The 19,978-nt window shown below is 63.0% G+C and carries 9 protein-coding genes; 5 read left to right on the plus strand and 4 right to left on the minus strand.

Annotated features, from left to right (window positions below; all coding sequences use genetic code 11):
* Positions 1-50 precede the first annotated feature (50 nt).
* Together ASG67_RS13920 and ASG67_RS13925 are read left to right on the plus strand one after the other, a co-directional pair.
* Entirely contained in the window at positions 51-1,466 is a 1,416-nt protein-coding gene (locus ASG67_RS13920) for a glycoside hydrolase family 105 protein (protein WP_082543535.1), read from the plus strand.
* 213 nt (positions 1,467-1,679) lie between these two features.
* Positions 1,680-4,700 carry a TonB-dependent receptor gene (locus ASG67_RS13925; RefSeq protein ID WP_056531334.1) on the plus strand — a complete coding sequence of 1,007 codons (3,021 nt, stop codon included), beginning with the start codon at positions 1,680-1,682 and terminating at the stop codon, positions 4,698-4,700.
* Between the two features lie 73 nt (positions 4,701-4,773).
* Here the strand turns inward: ASG67_RS13925 and ASG67_RS18470 are convergent, their stop codons facing one another.
* A complete protein-coding gene (locus ASG67_RS18470) occupies positions 4,774-7,005 on the minus strand; it encodes a glycoside hydrolase family 88 protein (RefSeq protein WP_082543536.1) in 2,232 nt (743 codons plus the stop codon).
* Positions 7,006-7,131: 126 nt separating this feature from the next.
* Positions 7,132-8,487, minus strand: a complete 1,356-nt coding sequence (locus ASG67_RS13935; RefSeq protein WP_056531336.1) for a glycoside hydrolase family 28 protein — start codon at positions 8,485-8,487, stop codon at positions 7,132-7,134.
* A 224-nt stretch (positions 8,488-8,711) separates the two neighbouring features.
* Here ASG67_RS13935 and ASG67_RS13940 point away from each other — a divergent pair, with 224 nt between their 5' ends.
* Entirely contained in the window at positions 8,712-11,345 is a 2,634-nt protein-coding gene (locus ASG67_RS13940; RefSeq protein WP_162244363.1) for a glycosyl hydrolase, read from the plus strand.
* On the opposite strand, the gene ASG67_RS13945 is transcribed toward ASG67_RS13940, so the two are convergent.
* Positions 11,331-12,887, minus strand: a complete 1,557-nt coding sequence (locus ASG67_RS13945) for a glycoside hydrolase family 28 protein (RefSeq protein ID WP_056531340.1) — start codon at positions 12,885-12,887, stop codon at positions 11,331-11,333. The genes ASG67_RS13940 and ASG67_RS13945 overlap by 15 nt on opposite strands.
* 62 nt (positions 12,888-12,949) lie before the next feature.
* Positions 12,950-16,099: a TonB-dependent receptor domain-containing protein gene (locus ASG67_RS13950; RefSeq protein WP_082543537.1), complete on the minus strand. Its 3,150-nt coding sequence runs from the start codon at positions 16,097-16,099 to the stop codon at positions 12,950-12,952.
* A 485-nt stretch (positions 16,100-16,584) separates the two neighbouring features.
* Here ASG67_RS13950 and ASG67_RS13955 point away from each other — a divergent pair, with 485 nt between their 5' ends.
* Positions 16,585-18,081, plus strand: a complete 1,497-nt coding sequence (locus ASG67_RS13955; protein ID WP_235535216.1) for a glycoside hydrolase 43 family protein — start codon at positions 16,585-16,587, stop codon at positions 18,079-18,081.
* A 30-nt stretch (positions 18,082-18,111) separates the two neighbouring features.
* A complete protein-coding gene (locus ASG67_RS13960; protein WP_056531342.1) occupies positions 18,112-19,683 on the plus strand; it encodes an MGH1-like glycoside hydrolase domain-containing protein in 1,572 nt (523 codons plus the stop codon).
* Positions 19,684-19,978 lie beyond the last annotated feature (295 nt).

Here is a 19,978-nt window from a genome sequence, read left to right on the forward strand (position 1 = left end):
ATCAATCCACCCTTCGTGCAACGGACAATGGACCGGCAGGGAGGATCGCGATGAACAGCGCTACGTTTCTACATTCGGGGCTGACAATCGTCGCCGTCGCCCTGCTGGCACAGGTCGCGCCCGCCGGTGCCCAGATAAAACCGGTGGCCGGACAGGCGGACAAAACCGCCGTCACCGACGTCGGCGACGCGGTGACCCGCCTGACACCGGCCTATCCAATGCCTTATCTTAACCCGTCCGACACGGCGGTGAAGACGGTGATGGACCGCGTGCTAGGCTATATCGAACGGGAAGCCCCGATCGGGATGACCGACGATCAGGGGCGCACCGTCGCGATCAACCGGCTCGACGGCAAGAGCCGGTTCAAACCCGGCTTCCGGTTGACGAGCTATGAGTGGGGGGTGACTTATTCCGGGGCGATGCTGGCCGGGCAAGTGACAGGCGACCCACGCTATACCCGCTATGCCGCGGACCGGATCAACTTCGTCGCCGATGTTGCCGCGCGCTATCGCGCTGGCCGCGTCGATCCGCAAACCACGCCGGTGCGCAACATGCTTGCACCCGACCGGCTGGACGATTCGGGTGCGATGTCGGCCGCGTTCATCAAGGCGCAGCGGGCGGGTATCGCCAATGCGAACGTTCGCCCGCAGATCAACGTGTATCTCGACTGGATCACCAACAAGCAGTTCCGGATGCCCGATGGTACGCTCGCGCGGCAGCGGCCCCTGCCCGTCACGCTATGGCTGGATGATCTATATATGAGCGTCCCCGGCCTGTCGCAGATGGGCGTACTGACCGGCGAGCGGCGTTATTTCGACGACGCAGTCCGCCAGATTTTACAATTCTCTCAGCGCATGTTCGTCACCGACAAGGGGCTGTACATGCATAGCTGGGCCGAGGGCATGGACCCCCATCCCGCATTTCATTGGGGACGGGCGAATGGCTGGGCGGTCGTGGCAATGGTGGAGTTGCTTGACGTTCTGCCCGCCGATCACCCCGGTCGTGTGGCCGTGCTGGCGCAATTACGTGCACACGTCGCCGGATTGGCGCGAGTGCAATCGGCCACTGGGCTGTGGCATCAGTTGCTCGACCGGCCGGACAGCTATCTCGAGACGTCGGCCAGCGCGATGTACACCTATGCAATGGCACGGGCGATCAACCGCGGTTGGATCGATCGCCGCGCCTATGCCCCGGTCGCGATGCTCGGATGGAATGGCGTTTCGACGAAAGTTTCCGCGGCTGGCGAAGTCGAAGATGTCTGCGTCGGCACGGGCGTAGGGTTCGATCCCGCCTTCTACTATTTCCGCCCACGGCACGTGCGGGCGGCGCACGGATACGGACCGGTGCTGATGGCGGGCGCCGAGATCATCACCATGCTTCGCAGCGGTGGTCCGATCGCGGCGGGTAATGGGCAGGGTCTGGTCTTTCCATCCGCGACCCCTGACCAGGTTGGTGCGCCTCGCTGACATCCGCAGCACCGCGTGTACCGTCAAGCGGCGATCTCAACATCCTGTTCTGACACGACTACGTGCAATAACGTAGTAGTTGTGATACAAATCCTTTACAAACGGGCACTGCTTGGCGATACCGTCGGCATAACAAGAAAATGATCAGGGTTGGGAGGGATGGACCGAAGCGTACAGCGCCGGTCGATCGTCTCCTTATGGAGAGGGATGAGGATGAACAGGCAGTTCCACGGTAACGGCAAGTCGTTGTTCGGGGCGGTTTCGCTACTAGCGCTTGGCTTCGGCATCGCGCCGACCGTGGCGGTGGCTCAAACGGCGGTGCCGTCGGCCACCACCGTCGAGCCGCAGACCAGCGGCCCGGTCACCCCGTCTAGCGACACCGCAACCGGCACGGCCACCCCGGTTGCCCCGGGCGAGGAAGCGGATATCGTCGTCACTGGCTTTCGCGCATCGCTCAACAGCGCGATCAACCTTAAGCGCAACGAAACCGCCGCAGTCGACAGTATCGTCGCGGAAGATATCGGCAAGTTTCCCGACAGCAATCTCGCTGAATCGATGCAGCGCATACCGGGCGTCGCACTGTCGCGCGGCGACGGCGGCGAAGGCAAGAACATCTCGGTGCGCGGCCTGGGTGCCGGCTTCACCCGCGTTCGGATCAACGGCATGGAGGGCACGTCGCAAACTGGCGCGTCCGACATCTATGGCGCGGGGAATTCGGGTCGCAGCTTCGATTTCAACGCATTCCCCACCGAAATCTTCGCGGCCCTGGCGGTGCGTAAGACGCCATCGGCGGATATCGAGGAAGGATCGTTGGGTGCGACCGTCGATCTGAAGGCACCACACCCGCTCGACTTCAAGACCGACTTCGTGATCACTGCCACCGCGCGCGGCATCTATAACGAGGTCGCCAAGAAGGTCGACCCGCGCGCTTCGATCCTGGTGGCCAAGCAGTTCGCCAACGGCACACTCGGCGTCCTCGGCTCGTTCGCCTATGGTAAGCGCAATCTGCGCGAGGTCGGTTATTCGGCGGTCAACATCCTGCCGGCGTACATCGATGGCGGCTTCTGTTCGCCGGTCGGCTATGCACCGCAGAACCCGGCGACCAATGCCACCCGTGGCACCAACGCCGCCAATTGCAGCACCAACAATCCCCGCACCAGCACGACTGCGGCGTATAACACTATCCAGAACCTGCGCGGCATCACCAACCAGCCCGGCGGCGGCGCGTTTTTCCCGCGCATCCCGCGTTACGTCAATTCGGAGCAGGACGCCGAGCGGCTGGGCGGCACGCTGACGTTGCAGTGGAAGCCCGACGATAACACCGATATCTCGATCGATGGCTTGTATTCGCGGTTCGATGTCGAGCGGCGCGACAATTACATCGGCGCGATCTCGTTCGGCCGTACCGCCACCAACGGCGGCAAGCCGATGACATCGGTGCGAGACATCCAGTTCGACCAGAACGGCTCGCTGCAATATGGCGTGTTCGACGGCGTCGATGTTCGGTCAGAGGGACTGGTCGACCGGTTCGTGTCGACCTTCAAACAGGTAAATCTGAACGTCGAACACCGCTTTTCCGACAGTTTCAAATTCACCGGGCTCGCCGGTATCTCCAACTCGCGGTTCTATAGTCCGCTGCGATTGCAGACGTTCATGGACGTCATCAATGCTAATGGCTTCACGATCGACTTCCGGGACGGCGGCAACATTCCCAAGATCGGCTTCGGCGTCGATGTGGCGAACCCAGCCAACTTCAGTTATGCGCCGAGCCCGGACGGCAACTTCACGGTGTTGGGCGGATTCAGCACAGCCGGTCGGCCGCTGACTCAGAATACCCGCAACAAGACATTCGAGGGCAATCTCGAATGGAACGTCACCGATAATTTTGCCTTTAAGGCCGGTGGCCAGTTCCGTGAGAGCAATCTCCAGATCACAGGTAACAATTTGATTCCCAGCCAGGTCGCGGTGCGCGCCCTGCCGGCCGGTACGACACTGGCCAGCATCACGCGGCAGATCACAAATTTCGGCAAACTGCTGGGTGACGGGTCGCCAGCCGAATTCTCGGCGATCGATCCGGACAAGTGGAAACAGGCCGTCGGGTTCGACAGCTTCCAGTATTGCGGCGTCGAATGCGGTGCCCAGCGCTCGGGTGTGCGCGAGCGGATCAAGAGCGGTTACCTGATGGCGACGTTCAACACCGAGGACATATTGCCGATCCCGATCCGCGGCGACATGGGTGTCCGCTACGTCCACACCGATCAGGACTCGTTTGGCTTTATTCCGGTGGTGGCGCCGGCGGGATCTACCTACCCAACGGTCGGTCGGCGCGGCGATGTCAGCCGGTCATATGAAGACTGGTTGCCGTCGATCAACATAGTTGGCGAACTGAGGTCCGACCTGCTACTGCGTCTGTCCGCGGCCAGCGTGCTGTCGCGACCGGAACTGGGCCAGTTAACCCCTACCTCCGGCGTGACGGTCGCGACGCGAACCGGCTCGGTCAACAACCCGTTCCTCGACCCGATCCGGGCCAACACGCTGGATGCCGCGCTGGAATGGTATTTCGCTCCCGGATCGCTATTGTCGGTCGCATATTTTCACAAGAATATCGGATCGTATATCCAGTCGATCTCAAGCCAGGTGCCTTACAGCTCACTGGGCCTGCCAGACGAGTTGCTGGCGGGGACGCCATCGACCCCGGCTGATCTGTTCACCGTCAACCGGTCGGCGAATACGCCGGGCGGTTCACTTAACGGTGTCGAGGTCAATGCCCAGCTCCAACTGCGCTTCCTGCCCGGTTTCCTGTCGAACCTCGGCGTGTTGGGCAGCTACACCTACGTCAAATCCAAGATCAACTATATCTTGGCCAGCGCGAATGGCGTGCCGACGCAGACGACGACCGACGACTTAATCGATCTGTCCAAGAATTCGGCCAGCGGCACGCTGTATTACGAGGACAAGCGGTTCAGCATCCGCAGCACGGCGAGCTATCGGTCCAGCTTCAATCGCGGCATTCCGTCAGGTGCGAACGACAGCGACGTGCGCGCCAACGCATCCACGCTGTTCGTCGATGCCTCCGCGTCGTACAACCTGACCGACAACTTCAAGCTGATCATCGAAGCGCAAAATCTGACGGACGAGCGCAACACGCTGTATATCGACAGCACGCGTAAGGACACGCTGTTCGAAACACGGTTAGGCCGGACGTTCAATGTGGGCGCAACGGTGAAGTTCTGAAGGCTTTCGCCTGACGTCAAGAAAAGGGCGCCGGCAGCGATGCCGGCGCCCTTTTCTCGTCAACCGCCGATTGTCAGCGCGGCGGTGTGAAACTCGGCGTTTGCGCCATCACATAGCGTTCCCACGTCGCGCGATCGTGGAAGTCGCGGCTCTTGCTCCACGTTGCACCCATATAATAAACCAGCGGCTTACCCGGCGTGACATTTACCAGGATCAGGTAGTTGTCCGAATCCTCCACCACATCCGCGATCTGCGCCGGATCGACCATGATCGCGACACCCATGGCGCCCTTGTCCGGATCAGTGGGGGTCCAGAAGCTGAACCGACCGCGCGCGCGGTCGGCGGTAAAGGTGCCAGCGGTGGTCGTCGTCGGTTTCTTCTGAATACCGATGCCGACCACCATTGGACCCGGCTTGTCGGAATGAAGGGTCGACACCATCCGGGTGAAGTTGGTGCCGGTAGGCAAGGTGAAGCGGCGGGTTTCCGAGACCGTGCGCTTCACGTCCACCGGCCAGGGCGCGTAATCTACCTCGAAATCGGCCGTGTCCGGCCCGTCCTTCAGGATGCGGTATTCCGTCCAGTTTCGCGACACCCACAGCTTGTCGTCGTACCAGATGCCTAGCCCGCCTGCCCCGCGCGTGGTGCCGGCGTTGTAGAAATCGATGCCTTCACCGTGATAATCATGCTGCTTGCCGGTCTTCAACTGGCGTTCCATGAACGGCCATTCGACGTTCTTGCCCCAGGCATCGATGGCGCTGCTCGATGGCGGTTCCTCTCGCTGCAGGGCGGGGCCGTAGATGCGGTGCGCCGTGCGGTCGTTTTCCCACAACAGATCGTCGAAGCGATAGGGCGCGAACTTCACGCTCGCCCGCGCGGCGCGCTGATCTACGGGCGGCGGCGTCAGCGGCAGCGTGATGCGCGGCATGACGACGCCATCGGGGCCGGGCACTGGTGCGTCGGCGGGTTTCGCCGCGGCGGGGTTGTATGCCAGATCGACCATCGCCTGCCGTTCCGCCATGATGCGTTCCCATGCCGGGATGAGGGCAGGGTCGGACGGGCGATCGCGCAGCGCAATCGGCAGGCGCATCGGGCCGGGCGCATCGCGGGGCGGCTCGGCGACCGGAAGCGCGCTGACCGGCACGCCCAGCTTCATGACTTCCACCCCCGCCAGCAGGAACGCGCCCGTGCCATAAAGCGCATGGTCGCCCGCAACCGCCGGTTCCGGCTGATCGCCCGCGCGTTGCGCAAAACCGAGCAGCCCATCCGGCTGTATCTTTCCTGCCAGCCCTGCCCAGGCGCGCTCCACCTTTGGCAGATACAGCGCCCGGTCGAGCAGGCCGTGATTGATCCCCCAAGCCATGGCATAGGTGAAGAAGGCCGATCCCGTCGTCTCCGGCCCGACCGGATCGGCGGGATCGAGCAGATTGGCCGTCCACAAGCCGTCCTCGCGCCGTTGCGCGGTGGCGATACTGGCCATCATCGCGGTGAAGGTATCGACATAGCGTTGCCGCGACGGAAATTTGACCGGCATGGTATCGAGTACGCGCGCGAGGCCACCCACGACCCAGCCATTGCCGCGCGCCCAGAAGACTGGCTTGCCGTTCCGCGTGCGACGATCGACGAAGCGTTCGTCGCGGAAATAGAGGTGATGCTCTTTCGACCAGAGCCGGTCATAGGTCCGCCACCAGCCGGCATCCATCGCTGTCAGATAACTATGGTCATGCAACTGCGCTGCCGCGCGGGCGAAGACCGGCGGCGCCATAAACATCGCATCGGCCCACCACCAGACGAGCTGCTTCGGCGCCGGCTCGATGCCGAGATACTGGCCGGTATAGTCGAGCCTGGTGCGTAGCGGGGCGATCTCACCGCCCTCGCCGGAGCGGGCATAAAGCTCCTGATAGACCTCGCCCATCGCCAGATTGTCGGCATCTAGCATGCCATAGGATGACCAGCCGCCGAGCAAGCCGAAATTATAATGGTCCGCTACGTCGCGCAGATATTGTCGGGCGCCGGATTCGTCCGATACGCGGGCGAGGCGCCCGAGACCGATCAGGAACGTCGCCGATATCCAGTTCGGCGCGACCTGACGCATCGTGTTGGGGAGGCTCAGATTCTGCGCCTTCAACGCCGCTATCTGCGCGGTCGCGGTGCGATTGAGCAGGGCAAGAACCTGTGCCTCATCCATTGCTCCTGCGACAGCTATCGGTGCCAGCGCCCGCGCCGCCACAGGGGTGCCGGTGGCCAACATGCTCGCGGAAAGCAGCAAAGGCAACGCACGTGTCAGACAACCGGGAGAAGCGCGCATGTGGTGATCCCTCTCGTTCCGCGAGCGTCGCTGCGCTTGCTTTGCCCGGATCATATGGCGGGCCGATCACCCACGCAATCAGGTTATCATATCTGTTCCTACGGTCAGATAGACTGGCTGCACCCGTTAACCGGATACACGGTACGTCGGCGCATTGGCCGCGGGATCGGGCGCGACATAGCCCGGCGCGGACACCGCCCTGTCGTTGATGACCACCTTATCGAACATGATTCCGGTCGCGCCCGTGGCGGCCAAGGCGGCCTCCACCGTCAACCGCACCCGGATATCGGCGAGTCGAATGTTGTCGATCGTCGTCTGCCCGACATTGGGTCGGACGGTGCCGAAGGAGCCGAAGCGCCCCCGGATGTTTTGCAGGGTGATGTTGCGGACCGTCGACGTCGGCGGTTCGGCACCACCAAAATCCTCGTATTGCGACCATGGTTCGATCAACAGCATCCGCCCGCCGGAACTGTCGAGCGTGATGTTGCGTACGTGGATATCCTCGTACCGCTGCGGTGTATCGGGACGCAGTTTCAGCATCAGCAGGTTGATCGCGCCGGTGACTATGCAATCCTCCATCACCACGTTGCGGACGATCGTCGCTTCGCTGCCGCAGGTGAACGCCTGATGCCCGCGACGGAAATGGCAGCGTCGTATTCGAATATTCTCGACCGGCGGACTGTCCGTATCTGCCGTCGCCCGTGGGCCCTTGGAACCCTTGGCCGCGATACAGTCGTCGGTCACCGAGAAGTAGCAGCCCTCGATTACGATGTTCCGGCTGCTGTCGAGATCGATGCCATCGGTGCTGGGTGCCTGCTTGTAATCGTCCGGCACCTCGAACCGGGCTTTATGCACCTGTACGCCATCGCACCGGTAGATATGCAGGTTCCAGAACTGCGAGTCTTTGAAGGTGATGCCGTCGATCACGACCCCCTTCGCATTCTCGATGATCGCCAGCCGGGCACGGGCCAGTCCGACGTTCGGAAAGCTAGCGGGGTCCGGTGATGCCGCCCGCATCGCCCAGAACCTGTCCCAGATCGGCCGCCCTGCGCCATCGAGCGTTCCCTGCCCGGTGATCCGCAGACCATGACAGCCATCAGCATTGATGAGGGCGGGCGTGAAATGCGGTTCGAAATGCCCCTCGATCCGGGTTCGCTGGCGGGGGAAGTTCTCCATCGCGGTACTGCATCGGAGCACAGCACCCCGAGCGAGATGCAGATTGACACAGGGTTTGAGGAACAGGGCGCCGCTGACGAATATGCCGGATGGCACGACCACCGTTCCGCCGCCCTGCGTCGCCGCATGGTCGATCGCCGACTGAATCGCCTTGGTGTTGACGGTGATGCCATCCGCCACCGCGCCGAAATCGGTGACGACCGCTCGATCCGATGGCATCCGCTTCGCTTTCGCCATCTGAGTCCACAGCGCCGAGGCCAGAACCGACAAGGTGAAGCCACGACGGGTTTGAAACGGCGTCGTCATGGTCCGCTTTCTCCTCGCCGGGTCGGTTATCCCGCTGCCGGCCTGCTAGACAGACAGGTGCGCGGGTAAGTTGTTCCCAAGACTGACCATCCAATGCCGGCGGTTCAAGCGATAATATGTCGGCGGGCTCCCGTGGCGGCAGGATGGCACAACATCACTGGCCTTTCCAACAACCGTGGCTCAACATCTCGGTCGCCCATGTGCCGCCCGGGAATTATCGATCGATGAAACGCTTCATTCTGCTGCTTGCTCTGGTGTCGACCGTACCCGTCGCGGCGCAGGACGCGCCATCGAGTGGATCCGATTTATGGGACCGTTTCCAGTCACCACCAAATGACGCCCGCCCCATGGTCCGCTGGTGGTGGTTCGGCCCGGCCGTCGATACTGCCGAACTGGATCGCGAGATCGTGGCGATGAAGGCCGGGGGGTTCGGCGGGTTCGAGGTGCAACCGACCTATCCCCTTTCGCTGGACGATCCGGCGGTCGGTATCCGTACCCTGCCCTACCTATCCGATCCATTCCTGTCCGCGCTTCGTCATGTCGGCGACACCGCCCATGCGACAGGAATGCGGATGGATGTGACGATCGGCAGCGGATGGCCGTTCGGGGGTCCGCATGTGCCGGTGTCGCAGGCGGCGGCGGAGGTTCATATGGTGAAACTACCCGTGCCGGCGGGTGCCGATCGCGTGCCATTGCCGTCGATGCAGCAAGGTGAGCGGGCGCTGGCAATTTTTATCGACGGGCAACGCCTCACCATGATCGGGGCGGACACCATATCGGTGAAGGCAAGCCCGATCGAGCGTCAGGCGATGTTGTTCGGCGCTGGCCGCACCGGCCAGCAGGTGAAACGTGCGGCGGTTGGTGCCGAAGGGTTCGTGATCGATCACGTCAGCATTGCCGCCGTAACGAACCATCTCAAGACGGTCGGTGACCGCCTGTTATCGGCGTTCGCCGGCACGGCGCCGCCCTATGCGATGTTCTCCGACAGTCTTGAGGTCTATGGCTCAAGCTGGACGCACGATCTGCCCGAACAGTTCCGACGCCGTCGCGGCTACGACCTGCTCGATCACCTGCCTGCACTGTTCGCCGATACGCCCGACAGCGCGGCCGTCCGCTTCGACTGGTCGCGAACCCTCTCCGAACTGGTCGATGAACGCTATCTGCGGCCGATCACCGATTGGGCCCATGCCCGTGGCACCCGGTTCCGGGCGCAGGTCTATGGCATTCCGCCGCCGACGCTGTCGAGCAACGCGCTGGTCGATCTGCCGGAGGGCGAAGGCGCCGACTGGCGTTCCTTCACCTCAACCCGGTGGGCGACGTCGGCCGCGCACCTGTACGGCCGCCCGGTCGTGTCCTCGGAAACCTGGACGTGGCTGCATTCGCCCGCCTGGGCGGCAACACCGCTCGACATGAAGGTCGAGGCCGATCGACATTTCCTGCAAGGGGTCAACCAGATCGTCGGTCATGGCTGGCCCTATTCGCCGCCGGGCGCGGGCGAACCCGGCTGGGCCTTTTATGCAGCGGCGGCGCTCAGCGATCACAATCCCTGGTATCCCGCGATGCCGGCGGTGACGCAGTATCTGCAACGCGTCAGCGCCATGCTGCGCGAGGGGACGCCTGATGGCGATGTGGCGATCTATCTGCCCATCGAGGATGCCTTTGCCGATATGCGCCCGGCGCACGCATCGGTGAACGAGGAGAAGCGGTCCCGATTGCGCGGCGATGTCGTGGCACAGGTGCTGGATGCAGGACACGGCTTTGATTTTGTCGATGCGCAGGCGGTGGTGGCGGGAAAGCTGAACGCGCGCGTGCTGGTGTTGCCCGGCCTGACGCGGATGGATCCGGCAGCCCTGCGTGCCATCGCGACGTGGGTCGATCGCGGCGGCCTGCTGGTGGCGACCGGTGCCGCTCCCGCTGCTGCGGGTGGTCTACGTGATGGCAGGGCCGGGAGCCTTGCCGTTCGCCCGTTGGTGCGGTCGATTTTCCGAATGAAGAACGCCTCGATCGTACCGCCCCAAGCATTGGGCGAGACATTGCGACGGATCACGTCGCCCACGATGGTGCTGGCGCAGCCAGATGCGGCAGTCGGCTTCGTCCGGCGTAAGATTCCGGGTGGCGACCTCTATTTTGTCGTTAACACCAGCGCCCGGTCGATACGGACGACCGCGCGGTTTGCGGGCGACACCGGTAACGGCGAATGGTGGGACCCCTTGACCGGCACCCGACAAGCGGCAGGCGGCGGCGACATCGCGCTCAGCCTCGCCCCCTATCAATCGCGTCTGCTGGTGATGTCGCCCAAGCTGCCGGCTGCACGTGCGGCGCAAACGCTGCGACCATTGATGGACCTGTCGACCGGGTGGGAGATGACGCTGCGTGCGCCGCCGCCAGGAACATCCTGGACCAGCGTCGCGGCGTTGCGCCATTATTCGGGCGCGATCCGCTATTCTCGGCGTTTCGTCTTACCGAAACGCGGATCGTCAGGACGAGTGATCCTGGATTTCGGCGAGGGAACGCCATTGCCGGATATCGGCGGCGATCGCCCGCGCGCCGCGATCGCCGCCCCCGTGCGCGAGGCCGCGATTATCCGCATCAATGATCGTGAGGCGGGCACCGTCTGGGCGGCGCCGTGGCAGATCGATATCGGGCCATTCCTGCGTTCCGGCCAGAACCAGATTGACGTCACCGTGATGAACGGCGCCACCAACGCCTTGTCCGCGCGGACACTACCGGATCGTCGTTTGCTGACCATGCGGTATGGCGAACGCTTCGTCGATCAGGACCGCGACAAGCTGGCGCCTGCCCCATCGGGGTTGCTCAGTCGTATCACGCTGAACGTGGCATCCTCAGACGCGCCCTGAATAGGGGCCGGCAATCGATCGATCCGCAGCGCCCCGACCGCCGATGCTGCGGAATTCCGTTACCCGGTCCAGCGCATAACCGGTGCCATGGGGCAGTCGCATACCGGCAAAATCCGCGTCCTCGACATCGTCCAACGCAATCGCCGCCCGCGGATCGGGTGCGGCCACTGCAATCTCGACGTGGTGCATCGCCAGACCGCGAACATGGCGGACGAAAAAACCCGTGGCCGGCAAGCCTCCAAACATCGTCGCCTCGGGATAGCCCAATTCCGCCTCGGGCGGGCGGACCTTCGCCATGGCGACCGGTGCGCCACCGACATGGTGGAAATGACTGTCGGCGATCTGCACGTCCTCGATCCGGTGATCCGTCAGCCCGGCGATGACCGACGGCAGCATCGTCGCGTTGGAGCTGACGATGTTCTGGAGCGACACCCGCTTCAGCGTGCCGATCGGTCGCTCCGCCGGCCCGCGCATCCGCTTGCCCAACCGCAGGAAGATGGGCGCATCCACCGTACCGCGCATGGTGATGTTGCTGACCGCGATATCCTCGACCATCGCGCCATCGACCGTCTCGAACGCCAGCCCGCGGCTGTCTTCGAACACGCAGTCGCTGATCGTGATGTTGCGAAAACCCCCGTTTGATTCTGTGCCGCATTTGATTCGGCCATGGATCTTGGGCGCGAACGAGGCAGGCATTTTGCGCCAGCTGCCGTCGAGCACCGATCCAACCTGGTAATTGCCCGATACGAAGCAACCGGTGATCGTGACGTTTTCGGTGATGCGCGGCGCGCCGAGTGCGTAACTGCTCTTGGGACAAATCGCATCGTCCCATGGCGCATTGACGGTACAGTTGCTGATCCGCACATTCTTGCAGCAATCGATGTCGAAACCGTCGCGGTTGGTATCGACCAGCACGTTGTCGATCGTCAGGTTATCGACCCCCGTCGCCAGCAGGGCGAACCACCCGCCCTCCAGCATCCGCACATCGCGCAGCGTGACGTTGTGGCAGTTCTTCAGCGCAATCGCCTTGTTGCCGGTGCCGGGGCCGCTGGGGTCCTTCAGCCAATCGTCCTTGCCGTCACCCCGGCCCAACCCCTTGCCCCAGATCAGGCCGCTGCCGACGATTGCGATGTCATGCAGCCCCTCTCCCCAGATCAGGCTATTGCGCCAATGGCTGTGGCCCAAGTCCTGAAACGCGGCATAGGCGGGGTCGATCGGCTCGGCGAGGTCGTAACCGGTCGTACCTCTCGGCGCCGCGGCTAGAATCGTCGCACCGCTATCCAGCATCAGCGTCACCCGGCTTTTCAGGCGGATGGTGTAGCAGGCATAGGTGCCGGCCGGAAACCAGACGGTTCCACCGCCACGGGCCGCGACATCGTCAATTGCGCGGTTGATCGCCGCAGAATCGATCGTGACCCCATCACCCTTGGCGCCGAAACGGCGGACGCTGGTCCACCCCTCACCCGCCGCGAACGCCGGCAACGCGGCAAAGCCCGCGACCGCTGCTCCACCCAAAATTAACGAACGCCGGTTGACGGTCATGTCATTCCCTTCCTGTGTCGCAGGGGGTGCAAACCAAGGTCCGCCCCCCCTGTCATCCGGTCCTAGAACTTCAGCGTCGCGCCCAGGAAGAATTCGGTGCCGATCACGTCATAGGTGGCGGAGAACGTGTTGGCGTTCGGTCCCTGCGTGGTGACCGGCGGATCCTTGCCGAACACGTTGTTGGCGCCGCCGTACAACTGCACGCTTTTCAGGACATCGAGATTGAACGACAGATCGAAATAATGCTGATCGCCCAGTTTCGGATACGGGATGGCGGACAGGAGCGGCGTCGCCACCGATCCCTGGCGCAGCGGCACAACGTAACGGTCGGTCGTGACCGGGCCGATATAGCGATGCCGTACCGATAGGCCGAGATCGCCGGTCGTCCACGTCACGCGCGACGTACCCCGCCAGCGTGGCAATGGCTGGCCGCATGTCGGCCCGAACGATCCGGCACACCGGTTGACGACGTTTGGGAACGCCGCCACCGGCACTGAATCGAATTGCGCGAGCCATGTATAATTCATGCCGAAATCGATCGTGCTGCTATTGCCGAGACCCGGCATCCCGAACCCAAGGGTGTGGCGGTAGCGCGCCGCGAAATCGACGCCCGAGGTCTTCAGGTTGCCGGTATTGGCGTTACGCACCTGAACCGCGAACGGCTCGTTGATCTCACCCGTCACCGGATTGCGTTGCACGGCGCGGCAAAACTCGCTGCCGGCATCCTGCACGATGGTATAGCATAGGTTCAGTGCATTCTGGAGGCCACCACCCAGTGGCGCGATCGCACCTGCCAACGAGACGTTGAAATAATCGACGCTCACGAACAGGCGCGGCGCGAAGCTGGGTGTGAAGACGACCCCGCCGGTATAGGTGTCGGACACTTCCGCGCCAAGATTGGGATTGCCGCCTGAATCAGCCGGGAAGAACGCGTTCGGCTGGATCGAATTGTTGAAGACCGATGCCGCCGGCACCCCGGTCGCCACGCACACCGCGCGCACCGCCGCAGTCTGTTGCGCCGCCGCGGCGCGGCTGGAGCAGGGGTCGGTTGCGGTGATGAACGACCGACTCGATCCGCCGAACAACTCAGCGACGCTCGGTGCCCGGATCGCGCGCTGATACTGGCCGCGGAAGGCGATGCTGCGGTTGACCCGCCAATCGAGCCCGCCAAGATATGTCCAGACACCGCCGATCCCTGACAAACCGTATTTGGAATACCGGAACGCGCCGTTCGCCACCAAACTATCGATCAATGGCGTGTCGTGAGCCAAAGGAACGCGGATTTCTCCGAACACTTCCTTGACCGACACGGATCCGCTGGTGGCAAGACCGGGGTTGAAACCGACAACGTCACCCGACGACAGGAAACTATCGGGCGTGAACGTCGCCTGCGATTTGCGCCATTCATAGCCATAGGAGAAGCCGACCGGGCCGGCGGGCAGTTGGAACAGGTTGCCGGTGATGCTGCCCTGCGCGACCTGCTGCGTCGCGATCGTCGAGTTGGTCGCGCCGATCGAAATGGCGCTGACGCACGCGGCGGATACGTTTGCGCCAAAGATATTGCAGACGGGCGCCGCGCCGTTTGCAGACAGCAGGGCTGTTTGCAACCGGCTGCGCGAAACGGCATTCCTCAGCTGCAACGTGTCTTCGCTGCGCGCATAAGTGTAATAGACGTCGTATTTCAGGTCGGTGAGGAACGAGTCCGACACGTTGCCTAGATCGCCGCGGAAACCCCATGCACCACGAAACACGTTGCGCCGCTCCGTCGCGAACCGCGCACCGTTTTCGACATAGCGGCGACCGGCGGTCAACACCGCCAGCCCGTCGCCTCGCACCGTCGTCCGTGTCGAGGTGCCGGTCCCGACTGTCGTCGTCCCCGTTTCTGCCAGATCGAGCTGGCGCAGCACCTCACGCAAGGGCGCCGTCAGATACGGATTATCGACATTGAAAAGTGTCGATGTACCGACATTGGTCGGCGCCAACTGAGCATCGACGGTGTTGTTGCTGTAATGCAGCTCCATGTAGCCGGTGATTGCATCGCTGAAATCATAATGGCCAAAGCTGTTTATCATCCAGCGTTCCTGCGGCTGGATCAGGTAATTGAAAGGCCCGAGATTGAAATCGTCCTGCGGCGTCAACGCCGGGCGGGCAGCGGTGCCGGTGTCGTTGAACGTGAAGCCACGGGTGCCGAGCGCGCCCAGTCCAGCGGCGGCATAGGCCGCGTTCAGCGCGGTATTCGTGCCGCCCGCCGCCGGGATGCCGGAGAAGCGACCGTTCGGAATGTCGCCACTGCCGCCGGCCAGAAAGCCGAGTTCGCCGCCCGCCGCCGCACAGCCGCTGACCGCGTTGGACCGGAATGGCGTGCCGGCGCGGCTGTCGCTGCCTGTGCCGGGGACGACGCAGCCATCGACCAGAGAGTCGAACGCGTAACCGCCGCGCTGACCACGGGTGATCGAGCCACGCTTCAGGTAATTACCGGACACCACGAGGTTGCCGCGACCCTCGGCGAAATTACCGCCCATCGTCAGGTCGACATTATACACGGGCGTGCCGGTCGGCCCGTCCATGTTCAACTGGGCACGACCCTCGATCCCGTTGAAATCCTGCCGCATGATGAAATTCACGACGCCGGTGATGGCATCCGATCCGTAGACGGCGGACGATCCGCCGGTGACAATCTCGGTACGCGCGACCAGCGACGACGGAATCGTGTTCAGATCGGTCACCTGTTCCGGCCCGAAGATCGCAAAACGGCGACCATTCACCAGCACGAGGTTCCGTTGTGAGCCGAAGCCGCGCAAATTGACATCGGCATAGCCACCCGGAACAGTGTTCGACGTGGCACTACCAAGCGCCGAACCCACCGCCTGTGGCAACTGCACCAGCGTCTTTTCGATGTTGACGTTACCCGACAGCTTGATGTCGTCCTGATTGACGACGTTGACCGGGGTCGAGGCGTCGAACCCGGTCCGGGCGATGCGTGATCCAGTAACGACGATATCGGGTGCCGTAGCCTCTGGGCGGGCATTCTCCGGCGCCGGATCAATCGTTGCACCCGGCGGGGTCGCGGACTCCTGACTATCGGTGGTGGCCGCAGTCGTGGGCAGCGGCGCGGTTTGTGCGGTGGCCGACGAAACCGCAAACGCGGCGATCAGTGAAGCGGCAGTGCCGCAGAAATACCGTACGTGACGCCCTTTGACGATCTGATTCATACATCCTCCCCTATTCGGTTTGTTCTGCTGCGCCCTGCACTGGGCATGACAGACCTCTTTTGCGCTGGCGGTTGCTCCGCCTAATCACCGTGACTTTTAATTTATATTAGCGGTACCATAACAAATTAACGCGTGACGCGTTGGTTGCGATTAATTGGTATACCCCATTATTTACTTTGTTTTTACGTAACTTGACAAATATCACATCAAACTATTCTACGAACTAAATTTATTCAGTAGAGCTATACGACATCTATAGTGACTAATCCGATCACTGCTGATACCGATACCGCAAAGTTGCCACCGGTGGCAACTAGCAAAATAATGATCAGGAGAGGCTCGCCTTGGACATCGCACCCCCAATAAAAGGCAGCCGGTCCCGATTTTCCATCAATGGCTACCCATGCCGTGCGACGTTGGTAGCGCTCGTGATCTGGGCCGGTGGTGCGGTCGAATCGGCAGCGACCACGGCCCCTGTGTCGTATGTGAATCCCATCCTATTCGCAGACTATTCCGATCCCGACATCGTCCGAGTCGGGAGCGATTACTACCTTGTCGCCTCGAGTTTTCATTTCTCGCCGGGCATCCCGATCTTGCATTCGCGCGATCTGGTTCACTGGAAGATCATCGGCCATGTCCTGCCGACCCTGCCATTCGCGCCCGAATATGACATGCCAGGGCCACACACGCTAACGGACGCGCTGTCGAAACTGGTGGGCGGCACCCGGTATGCCGGTGGTGTGTGGGCGCCGTCGATCCGCCATCATGCGGGCCTGTTTTACGTTTATTGGGCGACGCCGGATGAGGGTGTCTTCATGGCGACTGCCGCACAACCGACCGGTCCTTGGAGCAAACCCGTCAAGGTCATCGACCAGCCATTGCTGGAAGATCCCTGCCCATTCTGGGATGATGACGGCGCTGCCTGGCTCGTCCATTCGCGCCACGGCGCCGGTCCCCTGATTCTCCACCGCATGAGTGCCGACGGTACACGCGTCCTCGATGCCGGCACGACCATCGTCGAGGACAAGACAAACCTGCCGATCCTCGAAGGCCCCAAGCTCTATAAGCGGAACGGCTGGTACTACATCCTCGGCCCGTTCGGCGGCGTCGAGAAGGGCGCGCAGGTCGCGCTGCGCTCGCGCGATATCCGCGGCCCCTACGAACACCGCGTCGTGTTACGCCAGGGCAGTACCGCGCTGGAAGGGCCGCATCAGGGCGGCTGGGTAGAGACGCCATCGGGCGAGGGCTGGTTCGTTCATTTCAACAGCGCCGGCGCGTTCGGACGCATCGTCTATTTGGAGCCGCTGCGGTGGACCGACGACTGGCCGGTGATCGGCAACGCCGGCGAACCCGTCCTGCGTCACACGATGCCAGATACCGGACACGCGCCGACGCGTGACCGGTTGCAGGGGTCGGATGATTTTTCAAGGCGACGATTGGGCCTGCATTGGGAATGGAACCACAATCCCGACGATCGCGCTTGGAGCCTGACCGCCCGTCCCGGCTATCTGCGGCTGAACGCGCTGCCCGGGGACCACCTCGTCACCGCCCGCAACACGCTCACCCAGATACTGCAAGGCCCCCACAGCCAAATCAGCGCCCGAATCGACGTATCGGGCATGGCGGACGGGCAACGCGCGGGGCTTACGCTGTTCGGCGTGCGTCCAAGCTGGATCGGCATCGTGCGCGACGCGGGCCGTCTGCGGATAACGGGCGCCGATCAGGGTATCGAAACGCCGGTCACGGCGCTGAACGCACGGACGATCGATCTACGTGCCGAGGTTGGCGCCGACCAGACCGTCCGTTACAGTTATAGCGTCGGTGGATCGCGGCATTTCCTTTCGATCGGCGCGCCCATTCCCCTGGCGCGGTTTTCGTGGTGGAAAGGGTCACGACCAGCGCTCTTCTCCTTCAACAAGGGTGGCGGCGGCGGGCATGTCGATATCGATTGGGTCCGGGTTGATCACCGCCCCACGAACTGACGATACCGCCTGATCCTAAGGAGTTGTGCCATGGACCGACGCTCTTTCATCGCCGGTGGCACCGCCGCCATCTCACTAGGCGCGATGCCGCCGGCCGCCGGGGCCGAAGTGTTGGCCGACGCTCCGACCTATTCGACCAGCAACGCCCGGTGGCAGAACGCCTATGACAAGGCGCTGGCCGTGCTCGCCGCCAACGTACAGGTCATGCCTTATTGCAGCGAGCCCGTGCTGATCGAGGGCGCGAGCTATCGCGGCATCTGGCAAGAATGCGGACCGCACGAAGCGCTGGTCTATCGCAAATGGCGACCTGACGTGGCACGCCACAGTCATCTCACCTTCTTCGATCTGCAACGCGCCGATGGGCAGCTGCCGGCGAACAACAAGCTGGTGGAGACAAGTTTCGGCCAGATCCAGATGGTCGTGCCGATCGCCGCGACCGCATGGGAGCTGGCGGAGGCGACCGGTGATGGCGAGCTGCTCGACGCCGCCTATCGCGGGTGCGCCGCGTGGGACGGGTGGCTCGACCGATATCGCAACACACGCGGGACCGGGCTGGTCGAGGGGTTCTGCACCTATGACACGGGGCACGACAACAGCCCGCGCTGGGCGGGAATGCCCAACCAGTGTCCGAACAAGAATGCGCGCGCTCATCATCCCATCGCGTCGCTGCCGCGACTGTGTCCGGACCTGTCGGCAACGACCTATGGCGCGCGACGCGCGCTGGCGTCGATGGCGACCGCGCTGGGGAAGACCGCCGAGGCGGATCGCTGGACCGAACGGGCCGAGACGATCCGCCGGGCGATCATCGCCCGTTTGTATGTCGCCGCCGATGCGGCGTTCTATGATCTCGATGCGCAGGATGCTTTCGTGCGTATCCGATCAGATATCCTGACGCGGGTGTGCGGGGAGCATGTCCCCGATCAGGCGATGTTCGATACGCTGTGGACCCGGCAGATCCACGATCCCCGCGCCTTCTGGGCGCCCTGCCCCCTTCCCTCGATCGCGCTTGACGATCCCCGGTTCGTGCGACCGATCCCGGCCAATTCATGGGGCGGCGCGGCGCAGGCGCTGACGGCATTGCGCGCCGGTCGCTGGTTCGATCATTACAACCGCGCCAGCGCGTTCGGCGCGATGATGGATCGCTGGTGCGATGCGATCCAGGCCGACCCGACGATGCGTCAACAGGTCGATCCGCAGAACGGGGCCTTCACGCAGGCGGATGAGCCCGGCTATTCGCCGACGTCGCTCGTCATGGTGGATTACACATGGCGGCTGGTCGGCGTGCGTGAGGAACGCGATCGGCTCGACTGGAACATCCGCCCCCGCCATCCCGCCGCGCGCGATGCCATGCTGGCCATGCCGCTTGATGCCGGCAACATGGCGACAATCCGATATGATCGGACCGGCGCCACGCTCCTCCTAGGCAAGAGCCTGTCGATGCGGGTGGCCGGCGGCAGCGTCCGCGTGTCGACGGACAAGCAGGGCAAGCCGATCAGCCTGCTTGGCATCGACCCCGCGCCGCAACACGTCACCCTGTCGCAAAACGGCCGGCCGACACGATCGTTTCTGATCCAACCGGATCAGCGCATTTTGATCGATTGACCACCCGCCTGTGCAGCGCGGGATCGCGGCCGGCTGCGGCCTGAACACTACGTATAGAGCTGACACCGCATCCAACATGAACATCGCAGTTCATCGGATGAAGCGGCGCGATTAATCGAGTTCGAGGTACAGCTAGCCCAACATCTGCTCCCACCAAGGCGCCCATCCTCGCCGGGCTGGCCGTGGCGCGGCTTCAGAGCATCGAGCCCGGCTCATCGTAGTGAAGGGGAACGGTCGCTCGGTCGGTAAACGTGGGAATAGGTGAAGCCTGATCTGGGTATGCGCGTTCCCGCTC

This window comes from Sphingomonas sp. Leaf339, from assembly GCF_001426195.1.
Taxonomy (GTDB): domain Bacteria; phylum Pseudomonadota; class Alphaproteobacteria; order Sphingomonadales; family Sphingomonadaceae; genus Sphingomonas.

Bases quoted from the DNA above. Each gene is read 5' to 3' on its own strand.
- ASG67_RS13920 (WP_082543535.1), top strand. From the start codon at position 51: ATGAACAGCGCTACGTTTCTACATTCGGGGCTGACAATCGTCGCCGTC.
- ASG67_RS13925 (WP_056531334.1), top strand. From the start codon at position 1,680: ATGAACAGGCAGTTCCACGGTAACGGCAAGTCGTTGTTCGGGGCGGTT.
- ASG67_RS18470 (WP_082543536.1), bottom strand. From the start codon at position 7,005: ATGCGCGCTTCTCCCGGTTGTCTGACACGTGCGTTGCCTTTGCTGCTT.
- ASG67_RS13935 (WP_056531336.1), bottom strand. From the start codon at position 8,487: ATGACGACGCCGTTTCAAACCCGTCGTGGCTTCACCTTGTCGGTTCTG.
- ASG67_RS13940 (WP_162244363.1), top strand. From the start codon at position 8,712: ATGAAACGCTTCATTCTGCTGCTTGCTCTGGTGTCGACCGTACCCGTC.
- ASG67_RS13945 (WP_056531340.1), bottom strand. From the start codon at position 12,887: ATGACCGTCAACCGGCGTTCGTTAATTTTGGGTGGAGCAGCGGTCGCG.
- ASG67_RS13950 (WP_082543537.1), bottom strand. From the start codon at position 16,099: ATGAATCAGATCGTCAAAGGGCGTCACGTACGGTATTTCTGCGGCACT.
- ASG67_RS13960 (WP_056531342.1), top strand. From the start codon at position 18,112: ATGGACCGACGCTCTTTCATCGCCGGTGGCACCGCCGCCATCTCACTA.